Raw genomic sequence first — 19,458 nt, 5'->3', positions numbered from 1 at the left:
GTCCGCCACATCGGGCAACTTCGCGTAGACTTCTCAAGATCCCCGCCGTTTCTTGCGGCGCCCGGACTTTCTGCCCAGCCAGGAGACGTCACGCATGCTCGCAGTGCCTTTGCCTGACAGCAGCACCCTCGAAGAATCGTCCGGCGCGCTCGTGCGCGATCTGCGCCGCGTGCCCATTCACCCCGATCACTGGTATCCGCTCGCGTGGTCGCGCGAGCTCAAGCGCGGCAAGACGCTCGGCGTGCGCTTCGCCGGCGATCCGATCGTGCTCGTGCGCACCGAATCGGGCGCCGTGTACGCGCTCGAAGATCGTTGCGCGCACCGCCAGGTGCCGCTGCATGCTGGCGTCGTGAGCGGCGAAACGCTGCGCTGCTGCTATCACGGCTGGACCTACGCGTGCGACAGCGGCCGCTGCGTCGACGTGCCCTACCTCGGCCGCGAGCGTTTGCCGAACGGCGTACGCGCGTATCCGTGCCGCGAAGCGCACGGGCTGATCTTCGTGTTTCCCGGCGACGCGACGCTCGCCGACACGCGGCCGTTCCCCGCGCTCGAATCGGCGGACAACCCCGCGTACAAGACCCGCCGCTTCGGCCGCGAGGTCAAGTGCCACTACTCGTTCATGCACGAGAACCTGATGGACATGAACCATCAGTTCCTGCATCGCAAGCAGATGGGGCAGATGCGCGCGCGCTCGGTGGGCCGTCGCCGCGGCGACGACTGGGTCGAGGTCGACTACACGTTCGCGCGGATGGAAGGCAAGCAGCCGGTCGGCGAGGCGCTCGTGTTCGGCGCGAGCAAGAAGCCGGCCGACCAGTCCGACAAGAGCGTGATGACGGTGCGCACCGGCTACCCGTACCAGACGCTGCGGATCCGTTCGAGCGAAGGCACGCTCGTGATGGACCTGTGGATCGTCTACGTGCCGCTCGACGCCGAGCAACGCACCAACCGCACGTTCGGACTGCTGTCGATCCACAAGCCCGGCATCCCGTTCGCGCTCGATCTCGCGTGGCCGTTGCTCGTCTGGTTCACCGAGCGCATCTTCCGCGAGGATCGCTGGATCGTCGAGCGCGAGCAGGAAGCGCACGATCGCCAGGGCGCCGACTGGAACCACGAAGTGTTTCCGGTCATCAACGAACTGCGCGACCTGCTGCGCCAATGCGGCGGCCGCACCGTGATCCCGATCCGCGAAGCACGCGACGGCGCGTGATACGCGCGGCGCGCCGCACGACCGCGCAGGCTCGCCGCGGCGCGCTCCGCTACAACCGGAACGCGCCCGGCAGCAACGCGTGTGCCGTCGTGACCTCGACATCGCCTTTCAGGTTGCCCAGGATCACTTCGATGTCGGGTGTGCCGATCTCGATGATCACCTGACGGCACGCGCCGCACGGTGCGATCGGGCCGTCCGTGTCGCCGACGACCGCGAGCCGCGCGAAATCCCCCGGACGATAGCCGGCGGCGATGGCCGAAAACATCGCCGTGCGCTCCGCGCAATTGCACAGTCCGTAGGACGCGTTCTCGACGTTGCAGCCGTGAAAGATCGTCCCGTCGCGCGCCTGCAGCGCCGCGCCGACCTTGAAGCGCGAATACGGCGCATACGCGCGTTCGCGCGCCGCCTTTGCCTGTTCGAGCAATTCGTCTCGTTCCATCTCGATGATGCCTCCGGTGGTGTACCGGGATGCATCGACGCAGCCGCATCCCGGCGCGCACGATACGTCCCGTGATGTGAAGCGGCCGCCGACGCCCGCACGCACCCGCCGTGCCGGCACCGGCGGCCGGTCAGCCGATCCGCTGGTAAATGGTCGGCGGCGCATCGCCCGTTTCGCCCAGCACGTAGCTGCGCTGGACCGCGTCCACCGCGCGCGCCGCCGCGGCGGCGTCGCTGGCGTGCACGCAACCGAGCGGTTGGCCGGCCTCGATGCGCTGCCCGATCTCCGCGAGCGCGGACAGGCCGACACGGGTGTCGATCGCATCCGCCGCGCGCGTGCGGCCACCGCCGAGCGCGACGATCGCCAGCCCGAGCGCACGGCAGTCGACCCGCTGCACGACGCCGCTCGCGCGCGCCGGAACCGGCACGATCACCGCGGCCCGCGCGAGATGACGCCACGGTGCATCGATCAAGTCCGCGGGGCCGCCGAGCGCCACGACCATTCTCGCGAAGCGTTCCGCCGCCGCGCCCGAGTCGAGCGCCTGTTGCAGCATCGCGCGCGCCTGCGCGGCATCGCCTGCCAGCCCGCCGGTGACGAGCAACTGTGCCGAGAGCGCCATCGTCACTTCATGCAGCCGGGCCGGACGCGACTTGCCGGTCAGGTAGTCGATCGCGCACGCCACTTCGAGCGCATTGCCCGCGCACGGTGCGAGCGACTGGTTCATGTCGGTGAGGATCGCGGTCGTCTTCATGCCGGCGCCGTTGCCGACGTCGACGATGCTGCGGGCCAGTTCCGCCGATTGCTCGACGGTCGGCATGAATGCACCGGAGCCGACCTTGACGTCCATCACGAGCCCGTCGAGTCCTGCCGCGAGCTTCTTCGACAGGATCGACGCGGTGATCATCGCGACCGACTCGACGGTCGCCGTCACGTCGCGAATCGCATAGATGCGCTTGTCGGCCGGCGCCAGCCGCGCGGTCTGCCCGATGATCGCGACGCCGACGTCGCGCACCGTGCGGCGAAACGCATCCGTATCGGGCGTCACGTCATAGCCGGGGATCGCGCTGAGCTTGTCGAGCGTTCCGCCGGTGTGGCCGAGCCCGCGCCCCGAGATCATCGGCACGTAGCCGCCGCACGCGGCCACCATCGGCCCGAGCATCAGCGACACGACGTCGCCGACGCCGCCGGTCGAATGCTTGTCGATCACGGGTCCGCCGAGATCGAGCGCGCGCCAGTCGAGCACGTCGCCCGAGTCGCGCTGCGCGATCGTCAGCGCGACGCGTTCGTCGACGCTCAGGTCGTTGAAATACACGGCCATCGCGAATGCCGCCACCTGGCCCTCGGTCACGCTGCCGTCGGTCACGCCACGCACGAACGCGGCAATCTCGTCGCGATCGAGCGGCTGCCGGTCGCGCTTTTTGCGGATGAATTCCTGCGGTAGAAACATCGTTGCATCTCCTCGATCGGTCAGTGGCCGCTGCACGGTCAATGCAGGGAGAAGAACAGGCCGGCAATCGCGGCGCTCATCAGGTTCGACAGTGTCGCGGCCGTCAGCGCACGCAAGCCGTGCCGGGCGACTTCCGACCGACGCTCCGGCGCGACCGCGCTGAAGCCGCCCGCGAGAATGGCGATCGACGAGAAGTTCGCGAAGCCGCACAGCGCGAACGACACGATCGCGAGCGTCTTCGGGTCGAGCACTTGCAGGCCGGCCGCCGCGACGTGCTCGCTGCCCTTCAGGTACGGCGACAGGTCGCCGTACGCGACGAACTCGTTGAAGATCAGTTTCTCGCCGATGAAGTTGCCGGCCAGCGCCGCGTCGTGCCACGGCACGCCGATGATCCACGCAAGCGGCGCGAACAGGTGGCCGAGGATGCCCAGCAGCGTGACCTGCGGAAAGCCCGCGAACGCGGCCACGCCGCCGACGATGAGGTTCATCAGCGCGATGAGCCCCACGAACGCGATCAGCATCGCGCCGACGTTGATCGCGATTCTCAGTCCGACCGACGCGCCGGACGCCGCCGCCTCGATCACGTTGGCGGCCCGCTTGTCGTCGAAATCGAGACCGTCGACCACGACGCGGCTCGGCTCGACGGTCGGAAACAGCAGCTTGCCGAACAGCAGCCCGCCCGGCACCGCCATGAACGACGCGGCGAGCAGATACTCCATCTTCACGCCGAGGCCGGCATAGCCGACCAGCACCGAGCCCGCGACCGACGCCATGCCGCTCGCCATCACCGTGAAGATCTCGGCGCTCGTCATGTTCCGCACGAACGGCTTCACGAGCGCGGGCATCTCGCTTTGCCCGAGAAAGATCGTCGCGACGGCCGAGCACGCCTCGATACGGCTCACGCCGAGCACTTTCGCCAGCCCGGCGCCGAGGATCGCGACAATCCACTTCATCACGCCGACGTAGTACAGCACCGCGATCAGCGCGGTGACGAAGATGATCATCGGCAGCACGCGCAGGCCGAATACGAACCCGCCGTCGCCGAACAACTGGAACATCCGGCTGTCGACCAGCCCGCCGAACACGAACGCGATGCCGTGATTGCCCATGTCGAGCACGCGATTGACGCCGTTCGCGGCCGCTGCCAGCGCCGCGCGGCCGGACGGCACGAACAGCACCAGCGCACCGATCGCGAACTGCGTGAGCAGCGCGGCGATCAGGGTTCGGCCGCTCACCGCGCGCCGGTTGTTCGACAGCAGATAGGCAACCAGCAGCAGGAACAACATACCCAGGAGACTGCGCAGAATATCCACCTTGTGCTCCTTTCTCTCAATGTTATTGATCTGTCCCGCACGCCGCCGGGAACGTTCGTGCAACGCTGTCGGTGGATATTACCCGGTCGGCACGCTGAAATGCATGCGGGGCGTGCCGTGCGAACGGACACGCCCCGCGCGACACGCACCGTTCAGCCCGCGCGCTCGACCGGATGCGGTTCGCGCAGCCGGTTCGCAATGCGCGCGGCCTCGTAGTAGCCGGCCGCAGGCGGGCGTTTCAGATAGCGGCCCGCGCCGCGCACCGCGCGCAGGTCGCCGTCGGCCCACGCGAGCGCGCCGCGCGTGAGCGTGTGCGTCGCGACGCCCTGCACCGTCATCCCCTCGAACACGTTGAAATCGACCTGCTGGTGGTGGGTCTTCACCGAGATCGTCTTCGTCGCGGCCGGATCCCACACGACGAGGTCGGCGTCTGCGCCCACCTGCACGGCGCCCTTGCGCGGATACAGGTTGAAGATCTGCGCGGCGTTCGTCGACGTGATCCGCACGAACTCGTTCGGCGTGATGCGGCCGTGATTCACGCCGTGATGCCACAGCACCGACATGCGATCCTCGACGCCGCCGCAGCCGTTCGGAATCCTCGTGAAATCGTCGCGGCCCATCGCCTTCTGCGACGCGCAGAACACGCAGTGATCGGTCGCCGTCGTATGCAGCTGCCCCGCCTGCAGCCCGCGCCACAGCGCCTCGCGATGCTCGGCCGAGCGGAACGGCGGGCTCATCACGTGCGCGGCCGCCCGCGTCCAGTCCGGGTCGCGATAGACGGCCTCGTCGATCACCAGATGGCCCGGCAGCACTTCGCCGAACACGCGCAGCCCTTCGCTGCGCGCGCGCGTGATCGCGTCGACCGCATCCTTCGACGATACGTGCACGATATACACGGGCACGCCGAGCACCTGCGCGATGCGGATCGCACGGTTCGCGGCCTCGCCTTCGACTTCCGGCGGCCGCGACAGCGGATGCGCCTCCGGCCCCGTCATGCCGCGCGCGAGCAGCGCCTGCTGCAGCCGGAACACGAGCTCGCCGTTCTCCGCGTGCACGGTCGGCAGCGCGCCGAGTTCGAGCGAACGCGAGAAGCTGTTCACGAGGATCTCGTCGTCGGCCATGATCGCGTTCTTGTACGCCATGAAGTGCTTGAAGCTCGACACGCCGTGCTCGCGCACGAGCGTGCCCATGTCGCGATGCACGCTCTCGTCCCACCACGTCACCGCCACGTGGAAGCCGTAGTCGGCCGCCGCCTTCTCGGCCCAGCCGCGCCATTCGCGGAACGCGTCCATCAGCGGCTGCTTCGGGCTCGGGATCACGAAGTCGATGATGCTCGTCGTGCCGCCCGACAGCCCGGCGGCCGTGCCCGAGTAGAAATCGTCGCTCGCGGTCGTGCCCATGAACGGCAGTTCCATGTGCGTATGCGGATCGATGCCGCCCGGCATCACGTACTGGTCGTGCGCGTCGACGACGCTCGCGCCGGCCGGCGCGTCGATCTTCTCGGCGATCTGCAGGATCGTGCCGCCATCCTGCGGATCCGCGCAGAGCACGTCCGCGCGATAGGAGCGGTCCGCATCGACCACGGTGCCGCCGCGAATCAGGATTGCCATTTGGTTGCCTCCTCGTTGACTGTCGGGTGCCGCATGCGGCGCTCGGGTCACATGCACAGCACGCGTCATGCGCTCGCGATCTGCGCGCGCTGTCCGGCGCGCCACTTCATCCAGGTGCCGTACACGCCCGACGCCAGCACGAGGCCGACGAACCACGCGTACGTGTAAAGCGTGTTGAAGAACGCCGGCACGTTCGGAAACGACGCCGGAAATGCCGTGTGCAGGAAGCCGGGCAGGTTCGGCAGCACGCCGACCGCGAGCGCGGCCAGCGCGGCCGGGTTCCAGCCGCGCGCGTAGCTGAAGCCGCCGCGCTCGTCGAACAGCGCGCGCGTGTCGAGCTGCGTGCCGCGAATCAGGAAGTAGTCGACCATCATGATGCCCGCGACGGGCCCGAGCAGCGCCGAATAACCGACGAGCCAGGTGAAGATATAACCGTCCGTCGTCGCGAGGATCTTCCACGGCATCATCACGATCGCGATCGTCGCGGTGATCATCCCGCCCGTGCGGTACGAGATGGCCTTCGGCCACAGGCTCGAGAAGTCGTACGCGGGGCCGACGAGATTCGCGGCGAGGTTGCAGCACATCGTGTCGAGCGTGAGGATCACGAGCGCGATGCCCACGCCGATGCCCGTCATCCGGCTCGTCAGGTCGATCGGGTCCCAGATCGCGTTGCCGTAGATCACGACCGTCGCCGACGTCACGACGACCGACACCACCGACAGCAGCGCCATCGGCAGCGGCAGCCCGATCGACTGCCCGATCATCTGGTCGCGCTGCGAATGCGCGAAGCGCGTGAAATCGGGAATGTTCAGCGCGAGCGTCGCCCAGAAGCCGACCATCGCGGTCAGGCCCGGCCAGAAGGTCGCCCAGAACAGCCCGGCCTTCTTGCCGCCCGCCGCGAACTGCGACGGCGCCGACAGCATCGAACCGAAGCCGCCCGCCTTCGACGTCGCCCACCATACGAGCGCCACGCACATCACGACCTTGATCGGCGCGGACCAGCTTTCGAGCCAGCGGATCGAATCGGTGCCGTGCAGGATGAAGTAGATCTGCAGCGCCCAGAACACGAGGAAGCACGCGAACTGCCCGAACGAGATGCCGACTATCGGCAGCGCCGCGCCGTGCAGCGCGTTGCCGGTCAGGATGTTCAGCAGCGTGTAGATCGCGCTGCCGCCGAGCCAGGTCTGGATGCCGTACCAGCCGCACGCGACGATCGCGCGCAAGAGCGCCGGCAGCTTCGCACCCTGCGTGCCGAACGACGCGCGCACGAGCACCGCGTACGGAATCCCGTGCTTCGCGCCCGCATGGCCGATCAGCAGCATCGGCACGAGCACGATCAGGTTGCCGAGCAGCACGGTCATCACCGCCTGCCACGGCGACATGCCTTCCTGGATCAGCCCGGCCGCGAGCATGTACGACGCGATGTTCATCACCATCCCGACCCACAGCGCCGCGAAGTGATACCACTTCCACGTGCGCTGCGCCGGCGTCGTCGGCGCGAGGTCGTCGTTGTACAGGCTGCCGCCCGGCGCCGCGGCGCTGTCGGGTTCGGCGGGGGTCGCTGCTGGCTTCATCGGAGGCACTCCACGTAAACGTCAGCGCCGGCATCGCGCGATGCCGGCTCACGGAAACGAAAAACGGCGGCGCCGGATCTCGCGCACCGCCGGACGCAGGTCAGGCCGCCTTCGCGTGCTTCTCGGGCGCCGCCGGGCTCGCCCCCGCATCCGTGCGCGCCGGATTGTTCGAATGCGTGGTCCAGTTCGCGTACTCGCCCGAGTCGACGCGCTCCATCGTGATGCATTGCTCGACCGGACACACATGCATGCAAAGATTGCACCCGACGCACTCCGAATCGATCACTTCGAAGTGCCGCACGCCGTCCTTCTCGCGCGTGATCGCCTGGTGCGACGTGTCCTCGCACGCGATATGGCACAGCCCGCACTGGATGCAGCGGTCCTGGTCGATGCGCGCCTTGATGTCGTACTTCAGGTTCAGGTATTTCCAGTCGGTCACGTTCGGCACCGCGCGGCCGCGCACGTCGTCGAGCGTCGCGTAGCCCTTCTCGTCCATCCAGTTCGACAGGCCGTCGGCGAGATCCGACACGATCCGGAAGCCGTAATGCATCGCCGCGGTGCACACCTGCACGCTGCCGGCGCCGAGCACGATGAATTCGGCCGCGTCGCGCCACGTCGAGATGCCGCCGATGCCCGAGATCGGCAGGTTCGGCGTTTCCGGATCGCGCGCGATTTCCGCGACCATGTTCAGCGCGATCGGCTTGACCGCCGGACCGCAATAGCCGCCGTGCGTGCCCTTGCCGTCGACGGTCGGCATCGGCGCCATGTGGTCGAGATCGACCGCGACGATCGAGTTGATCGTGTTGATCAACGACACGCCGTCGGCACCGCCCTTGTACGCGGCGCGCGACCCCATCCGGATGTCGCTGATGTTCGGCGTGAGCTTCACGAGGCACGGCAGCTTCGTGCCTTCCTTGACCCAGCGCGTGACCATCTCGACATATTCGGGCACCTGCCCGACGGCCGCGCCCATCCCGCGCTCGCTCATCCCGTGCGGGCAGCCGAAGTTCAGTTCGACCGCGTCGGCGCCCGTATCCTCGACGAGCGGCAGGATCCATTTCCAGTCGCGTTCGTTGCACGGCACCATCAGCGATACGATCAGCGCGCGGTCCGGCCAGTCGCGCTTCACCTGCGCGATTTCTCTCAGGTTCACGTCGAGCGGACGGTCGGTGATCAGCTCGATGTTGTTCAGCCCCGCGATGCGCTGGCCGTTCCACTGCACGGCGCCGTAGCGCGAACTGACGTTGACGACGTGCGGATCGAGCCCGAGCGTCTTCCAGACGACGCCGCCCCAGCCCGCCTCGAACGCGCGGTTGACGTTGTAGGCCTTGTCGGTCGGCGGTGCGGACGCGAGCCAGAAGGGATTCGGCGAAGTGATGCCCGCGATGGTGCAGCGAAGGTCGGCCATGTTCGGCTCCGTGAGAGTGGGGTCGTTGTCGTGGAGTGGATGCGTGCGCGGTGGATGCGTGCGCGGGCGCTTATGCCGCCTTTGCGTCGCGCAGCGCGAGCGCCGCGTCGATCGACGCGGCCGCGCGCTTGCCGTCCTGCACGGCCTGCACCGTGAGATCGATGCCGTCCGTCGCCGCGCAATCGCCGCCGGCCCACACGTCGGGCAGTGCCGTGCGCCCGTCCGCATCCACCGCGATGCGCGTGCCGTCCGCCGTCAGCAACGCGGCCGCGATATCGTCGGGCACCAGCGTCTGGCCGATCGCCTTCAGCACCATGTCCGCGTCGACGGTGAAGCGCTCGCCCGATGCCGCTTCAAACTCGACGCCCGTCACCTGCCCGTTCGCGCCCGCGATGCGCACCGGCTTCGCGTGCGTGACGAGCGTGACGCCGCTCTTCTGCGCGAACTCGCGCTCGGCCCACGTCGCGCTCATCGCATCCACGCCGCGCCGGTAAACCATCGTCACGCGCTCGGCGCCGAGCTTGCGGCTCTGCACGGCCGCATCGATGGCCGTATTGCCGCCGCCGATCACGACCACGCGCCGCCCGACCGGCACGTTCTCCAGCCCGTCGGCCTGCCGCACCTGCTCGATGAAGTCGACCGCGTTCATCACGCCGGCCAGTTGCTCGCCGTCGATCGCGAGCGCGCGCACGCCGCCGAGGCCCATCGCGAGAAACACTGCGTCGTGCTGCTCGCGCAGCGTGTCGAGCGTCATGTCGCGTCCGAGCGCAACACCCGTTTTCAGCGTGATGCCGCCGACCGACAGCAGCCATTCGACTTCACGCTGCGCGAAATCGTCGACCGTCTTGTACGCGGCGATCCCGTATTCGTTGAGACCACCGGCCTTCGGGCGCGCGTCGAACAGCGTCACGCGGTGCCCGGCGAGCGCGAGCCGGTGCGCGCACGCGAGCCCGGCCGGCCCCGCGCCGACCACCGCGACATGGCGGCCCGTATCGGGCGCACGCGTAAAACGTACCGCCCCGGTTGCCATCGCCCAGTCGGTCGCATGCCGCTGCAGCGCGCCGATCGCCACCGGTTGCGCATCCTGATGGTTGCGCACGCATGCGCCTTCGCACAGGATCTCGGTCGGGCACACGCGTGCGCACATGCCGCCGAGCGGATTCGCGGACAGGATGTCGGTCGCGGCGCCTTTCAGGTTGCCGTTGCCGATCTTGCGGATGAAGCTCGGGATGTCGATCTGCGTCGGGCACGCCTGTACGCACGGCGCGTCGTAGCAGTAGTGGCAGCGGCTGGCAGCGGCCGCCGCCGCGGTCGGATCGAGCAGCGGCGCGATATCGGCGAATTCGCACGAGAGTTGCGTGGACGACAGGCGATGCGCGGCGATATCGCCGGTTGGCTTGGTGGTCATACGCGTTCCTTCGACTGGGTGGAGACAAAGCCATCCCCGCCGGCTGCGGATGCACAGTCGGGGCGGTCATGCTGAGGAATCCTGCGGTCAGGCGATGCGCGGCCTGCCGGCTGCTACGGTCGATTCGTCATGAAGCCGGCTCGCATGCGCGCGACAGCATCGCGTGCAGCAGCACATTCGCGCCGGCCTCGATCCACGCGGGCGTCGCGTCCTCGATCTCGTTGTGGCTGATGCCGTCGACACACGGCACGAACACCATCGACGTCGGCGCGACCTGCGCCAGATAACATGCGTCATGCCCTGCACCCGACACGATGTCGCGGTGCGAGTAGCCGAAGCGATCGGCCGCGTCACGCACGGCCGCCACGCACGCCGCATCGAATGCGACGGGCTTGTAGTAGAAAATCTGCTCGAGTTCCGTTTCGAGCCCGATGCCGGCCGCAATGCGCGCGACGCCGTCGCGCAGCGCGGCGTCCATCTTCGCGAGCACGGCGTCGTCCGGATGACGGAAATCGACGGTGAAGAACACGCGGCCGGGAATCACGTTGCGCGAGTTCGGATGGACCTGCATCATGCCGACCGTCGCGCAGCCGAACGGCGCATGATCGAGGCCGATCCGGTTGACGAGATCGACCACGCGCGACGCGCCGAGTAGCGCGTCGCGGCGGCGCGGCATCGGCGTCGGCCCCGCATGCGCCTCCTGGCCGGTGAACGTGATCTCGTACCAGCGCTGCCCCTGCGCATCGGTCACGACGCCGATCGTCTTGCACTCCGCTTCGAGAATCGGCCCCTGCTCGATATGCAGTTCGAACGCCGCGTGCAGCTTGCGTCCGCCGCACGGCACGTCGCCCGCGTAGCCGATGCGCGCCAGCTCCTCGCCGATCGTCTTGCCGTCGACGTCCTTGCGCGACAGCCCGTATTCCAGCGGGAACACGCCCGCGAACACACCGGACGCGACCATCGCGGGCGCGAAGCGCGAGCCCTCCTCGTTGGTCCAGATCACGACCTCGACCGGATGCTCGGTCTCGACGCCGTGATCGTTGAGACTGCGAATCACCTCGAGGCCGCCGAGCACGCCGTAGATGCCGTCGAAGCGGCCGCCCGTCGGCTGCGAATCCGCGTGCGAGCCCGTGACGACCGGCGCCGCGTCCGCCACGCGGCCCGCGCGGCGCATGAACACGTTGCCCATCGTATCGACCGTCACCGTGCAGCCGGCGGCCTTCGCCCAGCCGACGATCAGGTCGCGGCCGGCCTTGTCGAGATCGGTCAGCGCGAGGCGGCACACACCGCCTTTCGGCGTCGCGCCGATCTTCGCGACTTCCATCAGGCTGTCCCACAACCGCTTGCCGTCGACCTTGATCGACGGGTCGAAGACCGGCCGCTTCACTGTTTCCGATACCGCGTTCATTCGCATCGCTCCTGTGGGGTAGGTGATGTCGTTGGACCGGTCTGCGCCGGTGCGTGCAATACCTGTTTCGGGGCATACCCGCCCGTGCGCGGTGCATGTCCCGGTCGTGCGCGAAGTTCGTCCGACGAATTGCCGGAACCGCATTGCGCTGCTCGTCGAATCCTGTCCGATTGGACAGGTTTTAGACGATCAAAATGACCAAGGCAATGTCTTTCTTTCGTGGTTCGATAGAGCGAGAAACGTGCCATCGCAACGCAGCATCGCTGCGGATGCGCAGTGTCCGCACGCGTGCGTCCGACACGAATCAGCGGCTAGAATGAAGCCCAACGCGGCATGCCCGCCGCGCGAGGGTAACGATGAGACATGACGAGGCGGCAGCCGAAGCGACCGACAGCGAAGAAACGTCCGCGCCTTTGCGGCGACGCAAGGCGCACATCCGCGAGTCCAACGAAGCGCATCTGCTCGCCTGTGCGGAAGCCGTGTTCGCGGAGCGCGGGCTCGACGGCGCGAGCACCGCGATGATCGCGGAACGCGCCGGCCTGCCGAAGGCAAACGTGCACTACTACTTCCCGACGAAGCTCGCGCTGTACCGCCGCGTGCTCGACGACCTGTTCGAGGACTGGCATCGCGCGGCCGGCTCGTTCGAGGCAAGCGACGATCCGGTGGAAGCGATCGGCGGCTACGTGCGCGCGAAGATGGATCTGTCGCGGCGGCGCCCGCTCGGCTCGAAGGTCTGGGCCAACGAGATCATCCATGGCGCGGAGCACATGCATGACATCCTGTCGCAACGCGTGAAGCCGTGGTTCGACACGCGCGTGAAGGTGATCGACGGCTGGATCGCGCGCGGGCTGCTCGCGCCGATCGACGCGCATGCCCTGATGTACCTGATCTGGGCGACCACGCAGCACTATGCGGATTTCGATGCGCAGATCCGCGCGCTGAGCGGCAAGCGCGCGTTCACGCGGAAGGCGTTCGACGAGAAGACCGAGCAGGTCGTGCAGCTCGTGATACGCGCGTGCGGCGCGGTGTCGCCGAACGCGCAGCCATAGCGCAACCGCGGCGAGCCGCCGAATAAAAAACGGGCGACGAGCACCACGCAGGCGTTTCCTGCGCGATACCCGTCGCCCGCGTCGCAGCGTGCGTGTTATGCGCTACACGTTACGCGATGCGCTCGATCGCGATGGCCGTCGCCTCGCCGCCGCCGATGCACAGCGACGCGACGCCGCGTTTCAGGCCATACGTTTCGAGCGCGGCCAGCAGCGTCACCATCACGCGCGCGCCCGATGCGCCGATCGGATGTCCGAGCGCGCACGCGCCGCCGTGCACGTTGACCTTCTCGTGCGGCAGGTCGAGATCGCGCATCGCGGCCATCGGCACCACCGCGAACGCTTCGTTGATCTCGAACAGATCGACGTCGCGCAGGTTCCAGCCGGTTTTCTCCGACAGCTTGCGCAGCGCGCCGACCGGCGCGGTCGCGAACAGGCCCGGCTTGTCTGCGTAAGTTGAATGCCCGACGATCACGGCCTTCGGCGTGAGGCCCAGGCGCTCCGCTTCCGAGCGGCGCATCATCACCAGCGCCGCCGCACCGTCCGAGATCGACGATGCGTTTGCTGCCGTCACCGTGCCGCCTTCGCGGAATGCCGGTTTCAGCGTCGGGATCTTGTCGAGCTTCGCCTTGCCCGGCTGCTCGTCGATCGACACGACTGCTTCGGTCTTGCCGGCCTTCACGGGCACCGGCGCGATCTCCGACACGAAATGCCCTTCGGCGATCGCGCGTTGCGCGCGCGTCAGCGACGCGATCGCAAACGCATCCTGCGCTTCGCGCGTGAACTGGTACGCTTGCGCGCAATCCTCGGCGAACGTGCCCATCAAGCGGCCTTTGTCATACGCGTCCTCGAGCCCGTCGAGGAACATGTGGTCGAGCACCTGGCCGTGGCCCATCCGCATCCCCGCGCGCGCTTTCGGCAGCAGGTACGGCGCATTCGTCATGCTTTCCATCCCGCCCGCAACGGCGACGCCCGCCGAGCCTGCCAGCAGCAGGTCGTGCACGAACATCGCAGCCTTCATCCCGGAGCCGCACATCTTGTTGACCGTGGTCGCGCCCGCCGCGAGCGGCAGCCCGGCCTTCAGCGCGGCCTGCCGCGCCGGCGCCTGGCCCTGCCCGGCCGGCAGCACGCAGCCGAACACGATTTCATCGATACGCTCGGCCGGCACGTTCGCGCGCTCGAGCGCCGCGCGAATCGCTACCGCACCGAGCTCGCTCGCGCTGGCCGCCGCCAGGTCGCCCTGAAAACCACCCATCGGCGTACGCGCCATACCAACGATTACGATCGGATCCTGAGTCGTCATGATTCGCTTCCTCCAGTGTCAGCGCGGTGCCATGCGCAACGCGCCATCGAGACGGATGACTTCGCCGTTCAGCATCGTGTTCTCGGCGATGTGGCGCACCAGCGCCGCAAATTCTTCCGGGCGGCCGAGCCGCGGCGGGAACGGCACGCTCTTGCCGAGCGCATCCTGCACGTCCTGCGGCATGCCGGCCATCATCGGCGTCGCGAAGATGCCGGGCGCGATCGTCACGACACGAATGCCGAACCGCGCGAGTTCGCGCGCGATCGGCAGCGTCATGCCCACCACGCCGCTCTTCGACGCCGCATACGCGGCCTGCCCGATCTGCCCGTCGAACGCCGCGACCGACGCGGTGTTGACGATCACGCCGCGCTCGCCTTCCGCGTCGGCATCCTGCTTCGACATCGCTTCGGCGGCCAGCCGGATCATGTTGAACGTGCCGACGAGATTGATCGACACCGCGCGCGCGAAACGGTCGAGCGAGTGCGGACCGTCGCGGCCGACGACCTTCTCGCCCGGCGCGACGCCCGCGCAGTTGACGAGCGCGTCGATGCGGCCGAACACGTCGCGCGCGGCGGCCACGGCCGCCTGCCCGTCGGCCTCGCTCGTCACGTCGGTCTTCACGAAGCGCGCGGCCGCACCGAGTTCGTGCGCGAGGCTCGCACCGGCATCGTCATTGACATCCAGCAGCACGGCCTTGCCGCCTTCCGCGACGACCATGCGCGCTACCGCGGCACCAAGGCCCGAACCGGCGCCCGTAATCAGAAAAACGCGATCCTTGATATTCATCAGCAGTCCGTATTCAGGGTTGAGCGGCCTTCTCGGCTTCCATCTTGCGCAACACGAAGCGCTGGATCTTGCCGCTCGGGGTTTTCGGCAGCGCGTCGACGAAGTCGATCGCGCGAGGATAGGCGTGGGCGGACAGCCGCCGCTTCACGTGCTGGCTCAGTTCCTCGGCCAGCGCCGACGTGCCGTCGAAGCCCTTCGACAGCACGACGAACGCCTTGACGATCTCCGTGCGCTCCGGATCCGGCACGCCGATCACGGCGGCTTCGCTGACGGCAGGATGCTCGATCAGCGCGCTTTCCACGTCGAACGGGCCGATCCGGTAGCCGGACGACGTGATCACGTCGTCCGCGCGACCGATGAAGCTCACGGTGCCGTCCGGCTCCAGCTCGACGTTGTCGCCGGTCCGGTAGTAGCCGTCCGCGATCGCCGGCGTGTCCTGCTGCCAGTAGCCGTGGAACCACAGCAGCGGCGAGCGCGCGATGTCGATCGCAAGGTTGCCCGGCTCGCCGGGGCCGAGCTCGCGGCTCGCTTCGTCGAGTACCGCGACGCGATAGCCGGGCATCGCCAGGCCGGCCGAGCCGGCATGCACGACGTGCGCGAGGCCGTGATGATTGTTCACGACCATCCCGAGTTCGGTCTGGCCGTAATGATCGTAGATCGGCGCGCCGAGCGCCGCGTCGAACCAGCGCACGACTTCCGGATTCAGCGGCTCGCCCGCGCTGCTGACCACGCGCAGCTTGCCCTTCACGCGCGCCGCTGCTTCCGTACCGGCTGCCATCAGCATCCGGTACGCGGTCGGCGAGCCGGCGAGGCTCGTGATGCCTAGCCGTTCGATCACGTCGTACGTGCTGTCGACCGTGAAGCCGCCCTCGTAGAGCGTCGTCGCGTGGCCCAGCAACAGCGGGCCCGTGATTGCGTAATAGAGGCCGTACGCCCAGCCCGGATCGGCGATGTTCCAGAACCGGTCGCCTTCGCGCAGGTCGACCGCGTCGCGCATGTACGCGCCGAACGCGAGCAGCGCGCGCAGCGGCACCGGCACGCCCTTCGGCAAACCTGTCGTGCCCGACGTCGACATCATCATGAACAGGTCCGTGCCCTTGCGCAGCACCGGCTCGAACGTGTCGGGCTGCGCGTCGAGCGCCGCGCGGAAATCGATGTCGCGTTCCGACAGCGACTCGCCCGGCGCGCGTACCGTCGCAACCGGCGGGCAATCCGCGATCTCGTCGAGCTTGGCGCGATTTGCGACGTTGGTCACGACCAGGCGCGCGTCGCTCATCCGCAGGCGGTGCTCGATCGCCTTCGGGCCGAACGCGGTGAACAGCGGCTGATAGACGGCGCCCGCGCGCCACGTGCCGAGGATCGTCGCGACGAGCTCGGGCGTGCGCGGCAACAGGCCGGCCACCACGTCGCCCGGCTTCACGCCTTGCGCGACCAGCAGGTTCGCCACGCGTGCCGACAGCGCCCGCATCTGCGCGAACGTGAAGCGGCGGTGCTGCCCGCCCGCATCGATCCAGTCGAGCGCGATCGCGTCCGCCGATGCGTGCCGGTCGCAGCATTCGACACATGCGTTCAGGCCGCGCTCCAGGTCGCCGTGCAGATGCGCGGCGGCGGTCTCGATACTGAACCGGGCCACGGCGTCGGCGTAGGCCGGCACCGCCCGGGCGGTTGCTCCATCAGGCATGCGTGTCTCCTGTGCGTTATGACCGCCGTCGAGCCAGCGGCGCGACGGGGATACATCGATAGTAGACAGCCGTCACATTGCAATCAATGACAAACAGAATCTAGAATCGTGATCGCTTTTGCCATGTCGGGAGGACACAGGAAAATGGGGCCGCAGATGATTTCACCGGATTTCGTCGACGACGCGCTCGCGTGCCTGCGCCGGCAACGCATCGCGACCGCGCCCGTGCTGCGCGCCGCGGGCCTGCCGGCCATCGTGTGCGAGCCCGTCACGCCGCAACAATACGGCCGCCTGTGGCTCGCGATCGCCGGCACGATCGACGACGAATTCTTCGGGCTCGCCGCGCGCCCGATGCGGCAAGGCAGCTTCAAGCTGCTGTGCCACGCGGTGCTGCACGCCGGCACGCTCGACAAGGCGCTGCGGCGGGCGCTGCAGTTCCTGCGCGTGGTGCTCGACGAGCCGCACGGCGAGCTCGTCGTGGCCGACGGGCAGGCGCAGATCGTGCTGACGCAATCGGGTGCGCCGTATCCGGCATTCGCGTACCGGACGTTCTGGCTGATCCTGCTCGGCGTCGCGTGCTGGCTGACCGGCCGGCGCATCCCGCTGCAGCGCATCGATTTCGCGTGCCCGAGCCCCGACCAGCGCAGCGACTATCAGCAGTTCTTCGGCGTGCCCGTGCATTTCGACCGCCCCGACAGCCGGCTCGCGTTCAACGCCGCCTATCTCGCACTGCCGACGATCCGCTCCGCGCAGGCGCTGAAGACTTTCCTGCGCGGAGCGCCCGGCAACCTGCTGGTCCGCTACCGGCACGACACGGGCTGGGTTGCGAAGACGCGCGCGCACCTGAAGGCGCTGCCCGCCGCCGAGTGGCCCGACTTCGATTCGCTGGCTGTGCGCCTCGGCACGACGCCCGCGACGCTGCGGCGGCGTTTGCGCAGTGAAGGACAAAGCTTCGCTGCGATCAAGGACGAGTTGCGCGGCGCGCTGGCCCAGTCGCTGCTGCGCGGGTACGCACTCAGCGTCGCGGAGATCGCGGCCGAGCTCGGCTTCACCGAGCCGAGCGCATTTCATCGCGCATTCCGCAAATGGACGGGCACGAGCCCCGGCGCGTTCCGGCGCGACGTGCATGCGGCGAATCCGGAACCTTGAATCGCACGCCGAGGAGGCGTGTCGTACGTAGCGGATACGGATATCCCGCCACACCACGCTGATACGATGCGAACCTCTTGCTGCCATCCGCGACCGATATGCGACGGCAAACGACCGACAAACCACCACCGCCCCCGCGCCGATACTAGGTTATTTCTATTCATTCGGCCGTCATGCAGTGGGTGCTCCAGCTGCTTCACGATCCCTGTGCCGTTTGTTTGGGTTTGTTTGGGTTTGTTTGCGTTTGACCGCATCGGTCGCCGGCATCGGCATTCCGGTGCGATGCACCGCGCAACTGCCCGCGGCGCTGCCCGGCGCGACATTGCGCCCCGGTCCTTCCGGCCACATACTGGTCAGCCCGCGCGAACAAGATTGCGTCGATGGTGAGTGTCGATCAGGGTGCCGCTTCGTTCTTTGGCGTTATCGGAACTGCCGTGTCTTTGCTGGCAGCGATTCCGTACGCGCTCGCGATCTACCGGCGCACCGTTCGTCCGCATCTGTTCACGTGGTTCGTGTGGTCGGTCGTCACGGCGATCGCGGCCGCCGGCCAGTTCGTCGCGGGTGCGGGGCCCTCCGCGTGGTGCACGGCGGCGATTGCCGTCACGTGCTTCCTGACATTGGTCGCCAGCATTTTTCGCGGCGAACGCGGCTGGACCGGCATCGACTGGTTTTTCCTGTGCGCAGCCCTTTCGGCCATTCCGCTCTGGATGCTAACCGACGATCCGACGGTCTCGATCTGCCTGGTCACGCTGATCGAGCTTGCCGGTCTCGGCCCGACCGTCCGCAAGACGATCCGCGATCCGTGGAGCGAGAGCGTCGCGTATTTCGCGCTGTGCGTGCTCAAGTACGCGCTGGCGTTGCTGGCACTGAGCACGTGGAGTATTGCGGTCGCGTTCTATCCGGCCGTCAACATCATCGCGTCGATCGGCATCTGCCTGATCATGCTGGTTCGACGTCAATCGCTGTCGAACGCGCGGTAGGCTCTTGCCGTCGCCGCTGTGTTTGGAACGCGTTGCGTGCTGCAACAGGTCACCGCCGATGAGCGGAACCACAAACCTTCAGAGATGGTGAGAGGTCCCGAGATGGATGCAATCAGTACAGTCATCGAACCCTACGAAACCGCGCTTCGTGCTGCGATGCTGGCCAACGATGTCGACGCGCTCGATGCGTTGCTGGACGACGATCTGGTGTTCACCGTTCCGACCGGCCAGGTCATCTCGAAAGAGGACGATCTGTCCACGCATCGCGCGAAGCTGCTGCGTCTCGACAGACTCGATTTCCTCGAAACGCGGGCATGCGAGATCGGCGAGATGATCCTGACCACGACGAAGGCGACACTTGCCGGCCGTTTTGACGGCGCTGCGTTCGACGGCACATTTGCCTATACGCGCCTGTGGCGTCGATCGGGCGCCGGCTGGCGCGTCGTCGCCGGGCATGCGTCGCAAATCATGTAACCATCGCCAGATGGGAGAGGGAGGCGAAATAGCTCACCGTATCGCGCTCGAGAGAACCGAAGTGACCGAGACCGACGGTCGTGAGCAGGATTGCCGTTGATGCGATGACGGAGCATGCAATCCGTTGCCCGACCGCCTCGCATTTTGTCCGCGCCAATGCAAAAACCCCCGCCTTTCGGGCGGGGGTTTCTGGCTTAGGGAGCCTGACGATTACCTACTTTCACA

The 19,458-nt window shown here is 67.6% G+C and carries 16 protein-coding genes; 5 read left to right on the top strand and 11 right to left on the bottom strand.

What is annotated here, in order from left to right:
* Positions 1-94: 94 nt before the first annotated feature.
* Positions 95-1,207, top strand: coding sequence for an aromatic ring-hydroxylating dioxygenase subunit alpha (locus tag KVT39_RS34290; RefSeq protein WP_105393468.1), 1,113 nt, complete (start codon positions 95-97; stop codon positions 1,205-1,207).
* Positions 1,208-1,256: 49 nt separating this feature from the next.
* On the opposite strand, the gene KVT39_RS34285 is transcribed toward KVT39_RS34290, so the two are convergent.
* From KVT39_RS34285 to KVT39_RS34250, 8 genes are all read right to left on the bottom strand, one after another.
* Positions 1,257-1,646, bottom strand: a complete 390-nt coding sequence (locus tag KVT39_RS34285) for a cytidine deaminase (RefSeq protein ID WP_152859319.1) — start codon at positions 1,644-1,646, stop codon at positions 1,257-1,259.
* 130 nt (positions 1,647-1,776) lie between these two features.
* The gene (gene deoA / locus KVT39_RS34280) at positions 1,777-3,093 is read right to left on the bottom strand and encodes a thymidine phosphorylase (protein ID WP_217591153.1); all 1,317 of its coding nucleotides are present in this window, start codon (positions 3,091-3,093) and stop codon (positions 1,777-1,779) included.
* 38 nt (positions 3,094-3,131) lie between these two features.
* A complete protein-coding gene (locus KVT39_RS34275) occupies positions 3,132-4,406 on the bottom strand; it encodes a NupC/NupG family nucleoside CNT transporter (RefSeq protein ID WP_034184951.1) in 1,275 nt (424 codons plus the stop codon).
* A gap of 152 nt (positions 4,407-4,558) precedes the next feature.
* A complete protein-coding gene (gene hydA, locus KVT39_RS34270) occupies positions 4,559-6,016 on the bottom strand; it encodes a dihydropyrimidinase (protein ID WP_217591152.1) in 1,458 nt (485 codons plus the stop codon).
* Positions 6,017-6,081: 65 nt separating this feature from the next.
* A complete protein-coding gene (locus tag KVT39_RS34265; protein ID WP_217591151.1) occupies positions 6,082-7,590 on the bottom strand; it encodes an NCS1 family nucleobase:cation symporter-1 in 1,509 nt (502 codons plus the stop codon).
* Positions 7,591-7,690: 100 nt separating this feature from the next.
* On the bottom strand, positions 7,691-8,998 hold the full coding sequence (gene preA / locus KVT39_RS34260) for an NAD-dependent dihydropyrimidine dehydrogenase subunit PreA (protein WP_217591150.1): 1,308 nt from the start codon (positions 8,996-8,998) through the stop codon (positions 7,691-7,693).
* A 70-nt stretch (positions 8,999-9,068) separates the two neighbouring features.
* Complete coding sequence (locus tag KVT39_RS34255) at positions 9,069-10,406, bottom strand: NAD(P)-dependent oxidoreductase (RefSeq protein ID WP_217591149.1); 1,338 nt, start codon at positions 10,404-10,406, stop codon at positions 9,069-9,071.
* A 127-nt stretch (positions 10,407-10,533) separates the two neighbouring features.
* The gene (locus tag KVT39_RS34250) at positions 10,534-11,814 is read right to left on the bottom strand and encodes a Zn-dependent hydrolase (protein ID WP_217591148.1); all 1,281 of its coding nucleotides are present in this window, start codon (positions 11,812-11,814) and stop codon (positions 10,534-10,536) included.
* A gap of 356 nt (positions 11,815-12,170) precedes the next feature.
* On the opposite strand from KVT39_RS34250, the gene KVT39_RS34245 reads away from it, so the two are divergent.
* On the top strand, positions 12,171-12,863 hold the full coding sequence (locus tag KVT39_RS34245) for a TetR/AcrR family transcriptional regulator (protein WP_034184957.1): 693 nt from the start codon (positions 12,171-12,173) through the stop codon (positions 12,861-12,863).
* A gap of 109 nt (positions 12,864-12,972) precedes the next feature.
* Here KVT39_RS34245 and KVT39_RS34240 read toward each other — a convergent pair whose 3' ends face one another.
* The 3 genes from KVT39_RS34240 to KVT39_RS34230 are packed head-to-tail and all read right to left on the bottom strand — an operon-like array spanning position 12,973 to position 16,630.
* Complete coding sequence (locus KVT39_RS34240; protein WP_034184958.1) at positions 12,973-14,163, bottom strand: acetyl-CoA C-acetyltransferase; 1,191 nt, start codon at positions 14,161-14,163, stop codon at positions 12,973-12,975.
* An 18-nt stretch (positions 14,164-14,181) separates the two neighbouring features.
* Entirely contained in the window at positions 14,182-14,949 is a 768-nt protein-coding gene (locus tag KVT39_RS34235) for a 3-hydroxyacyl-CoA dehydrogenase (RefSeq protein WP_034184959.1), read from the bottom strand.
* A 13-nt stretch (positions 14,950-14,962) separates the two neighbouring features.
* Positions 14,963-16,630, bottom strand: coding sequence for an acyl-CoA synthetase (locus KVT39_RS34230; RefSeq protein ID WP_217591147.1), 1,668 nt, complete (start codon positions 16,628-16,630; stop codon positions 14,963-14,965).
* Positions 16,631-16,774: 144 nt separating this feature from the next.
* On the opposite strand from KVT39_RS34230, the gene KVT39_RS34225 reads away from it, so the two are divergent.
* The 3 genes from KVT39_RS34225 to KVT39_RS34215 all read left to right on the top strand — a co-directional run bounded on the left by KVT39_RS34225 (position 16,775) and on the right by KVT39_RS34215 (position 19,233).
* Entirely contained in the window at positions 16,775-17,779 is a 1,005-nt protein-coding gene (locus KVT39_RS34225) for an AraC family transcriptional regulator (RefSeq protein ID WP_217591146.1), read from the top strand.
* Between the two features lie 380 nt (positions 17,780-18,159).
* Positions 18,160-18,759 (top strand): hypothetical protein, encoded by a 600-nt coding sequence (locus KVT39_RS34220; protein ID WP_217591145.1) that lies wholly within the window; start codon positions 18,160-18,162, stop codon positions 18,757-18,759.
* A 102-nt stretch (positions 18,760-18,861) separates the two neighbouring features.
* Positions 18,862-19,233 (top strand): nuclear transport factor 2 family protein, encoded by a 372-nt coding sequence (locus tag KVT39_RS34215; RefSeq protein WP_105393455.1) that lies wholly within the window; start codon positions 18,862-18,864, stop codon positions 19,231-19,233.
* The last annotated feature ends 225 nt before the right edge of the window (positions 19,234-19,458 follow it).

This window comes from Burkholderia sp. GbtcB21, assembly GCF_019091065.1.
Classification (GTDB): Bacteria; Pseudomonadota; Gammaproteobacteria; order Burkholderiales; family Burkholderiaceae; genus Burkholderia; species Burkholderia pyrrocinia_C.
Note: the sequence above shows the minus strand (reverse complement) of the source record. Positions and strands in the feature narration are given on the sequence as shown.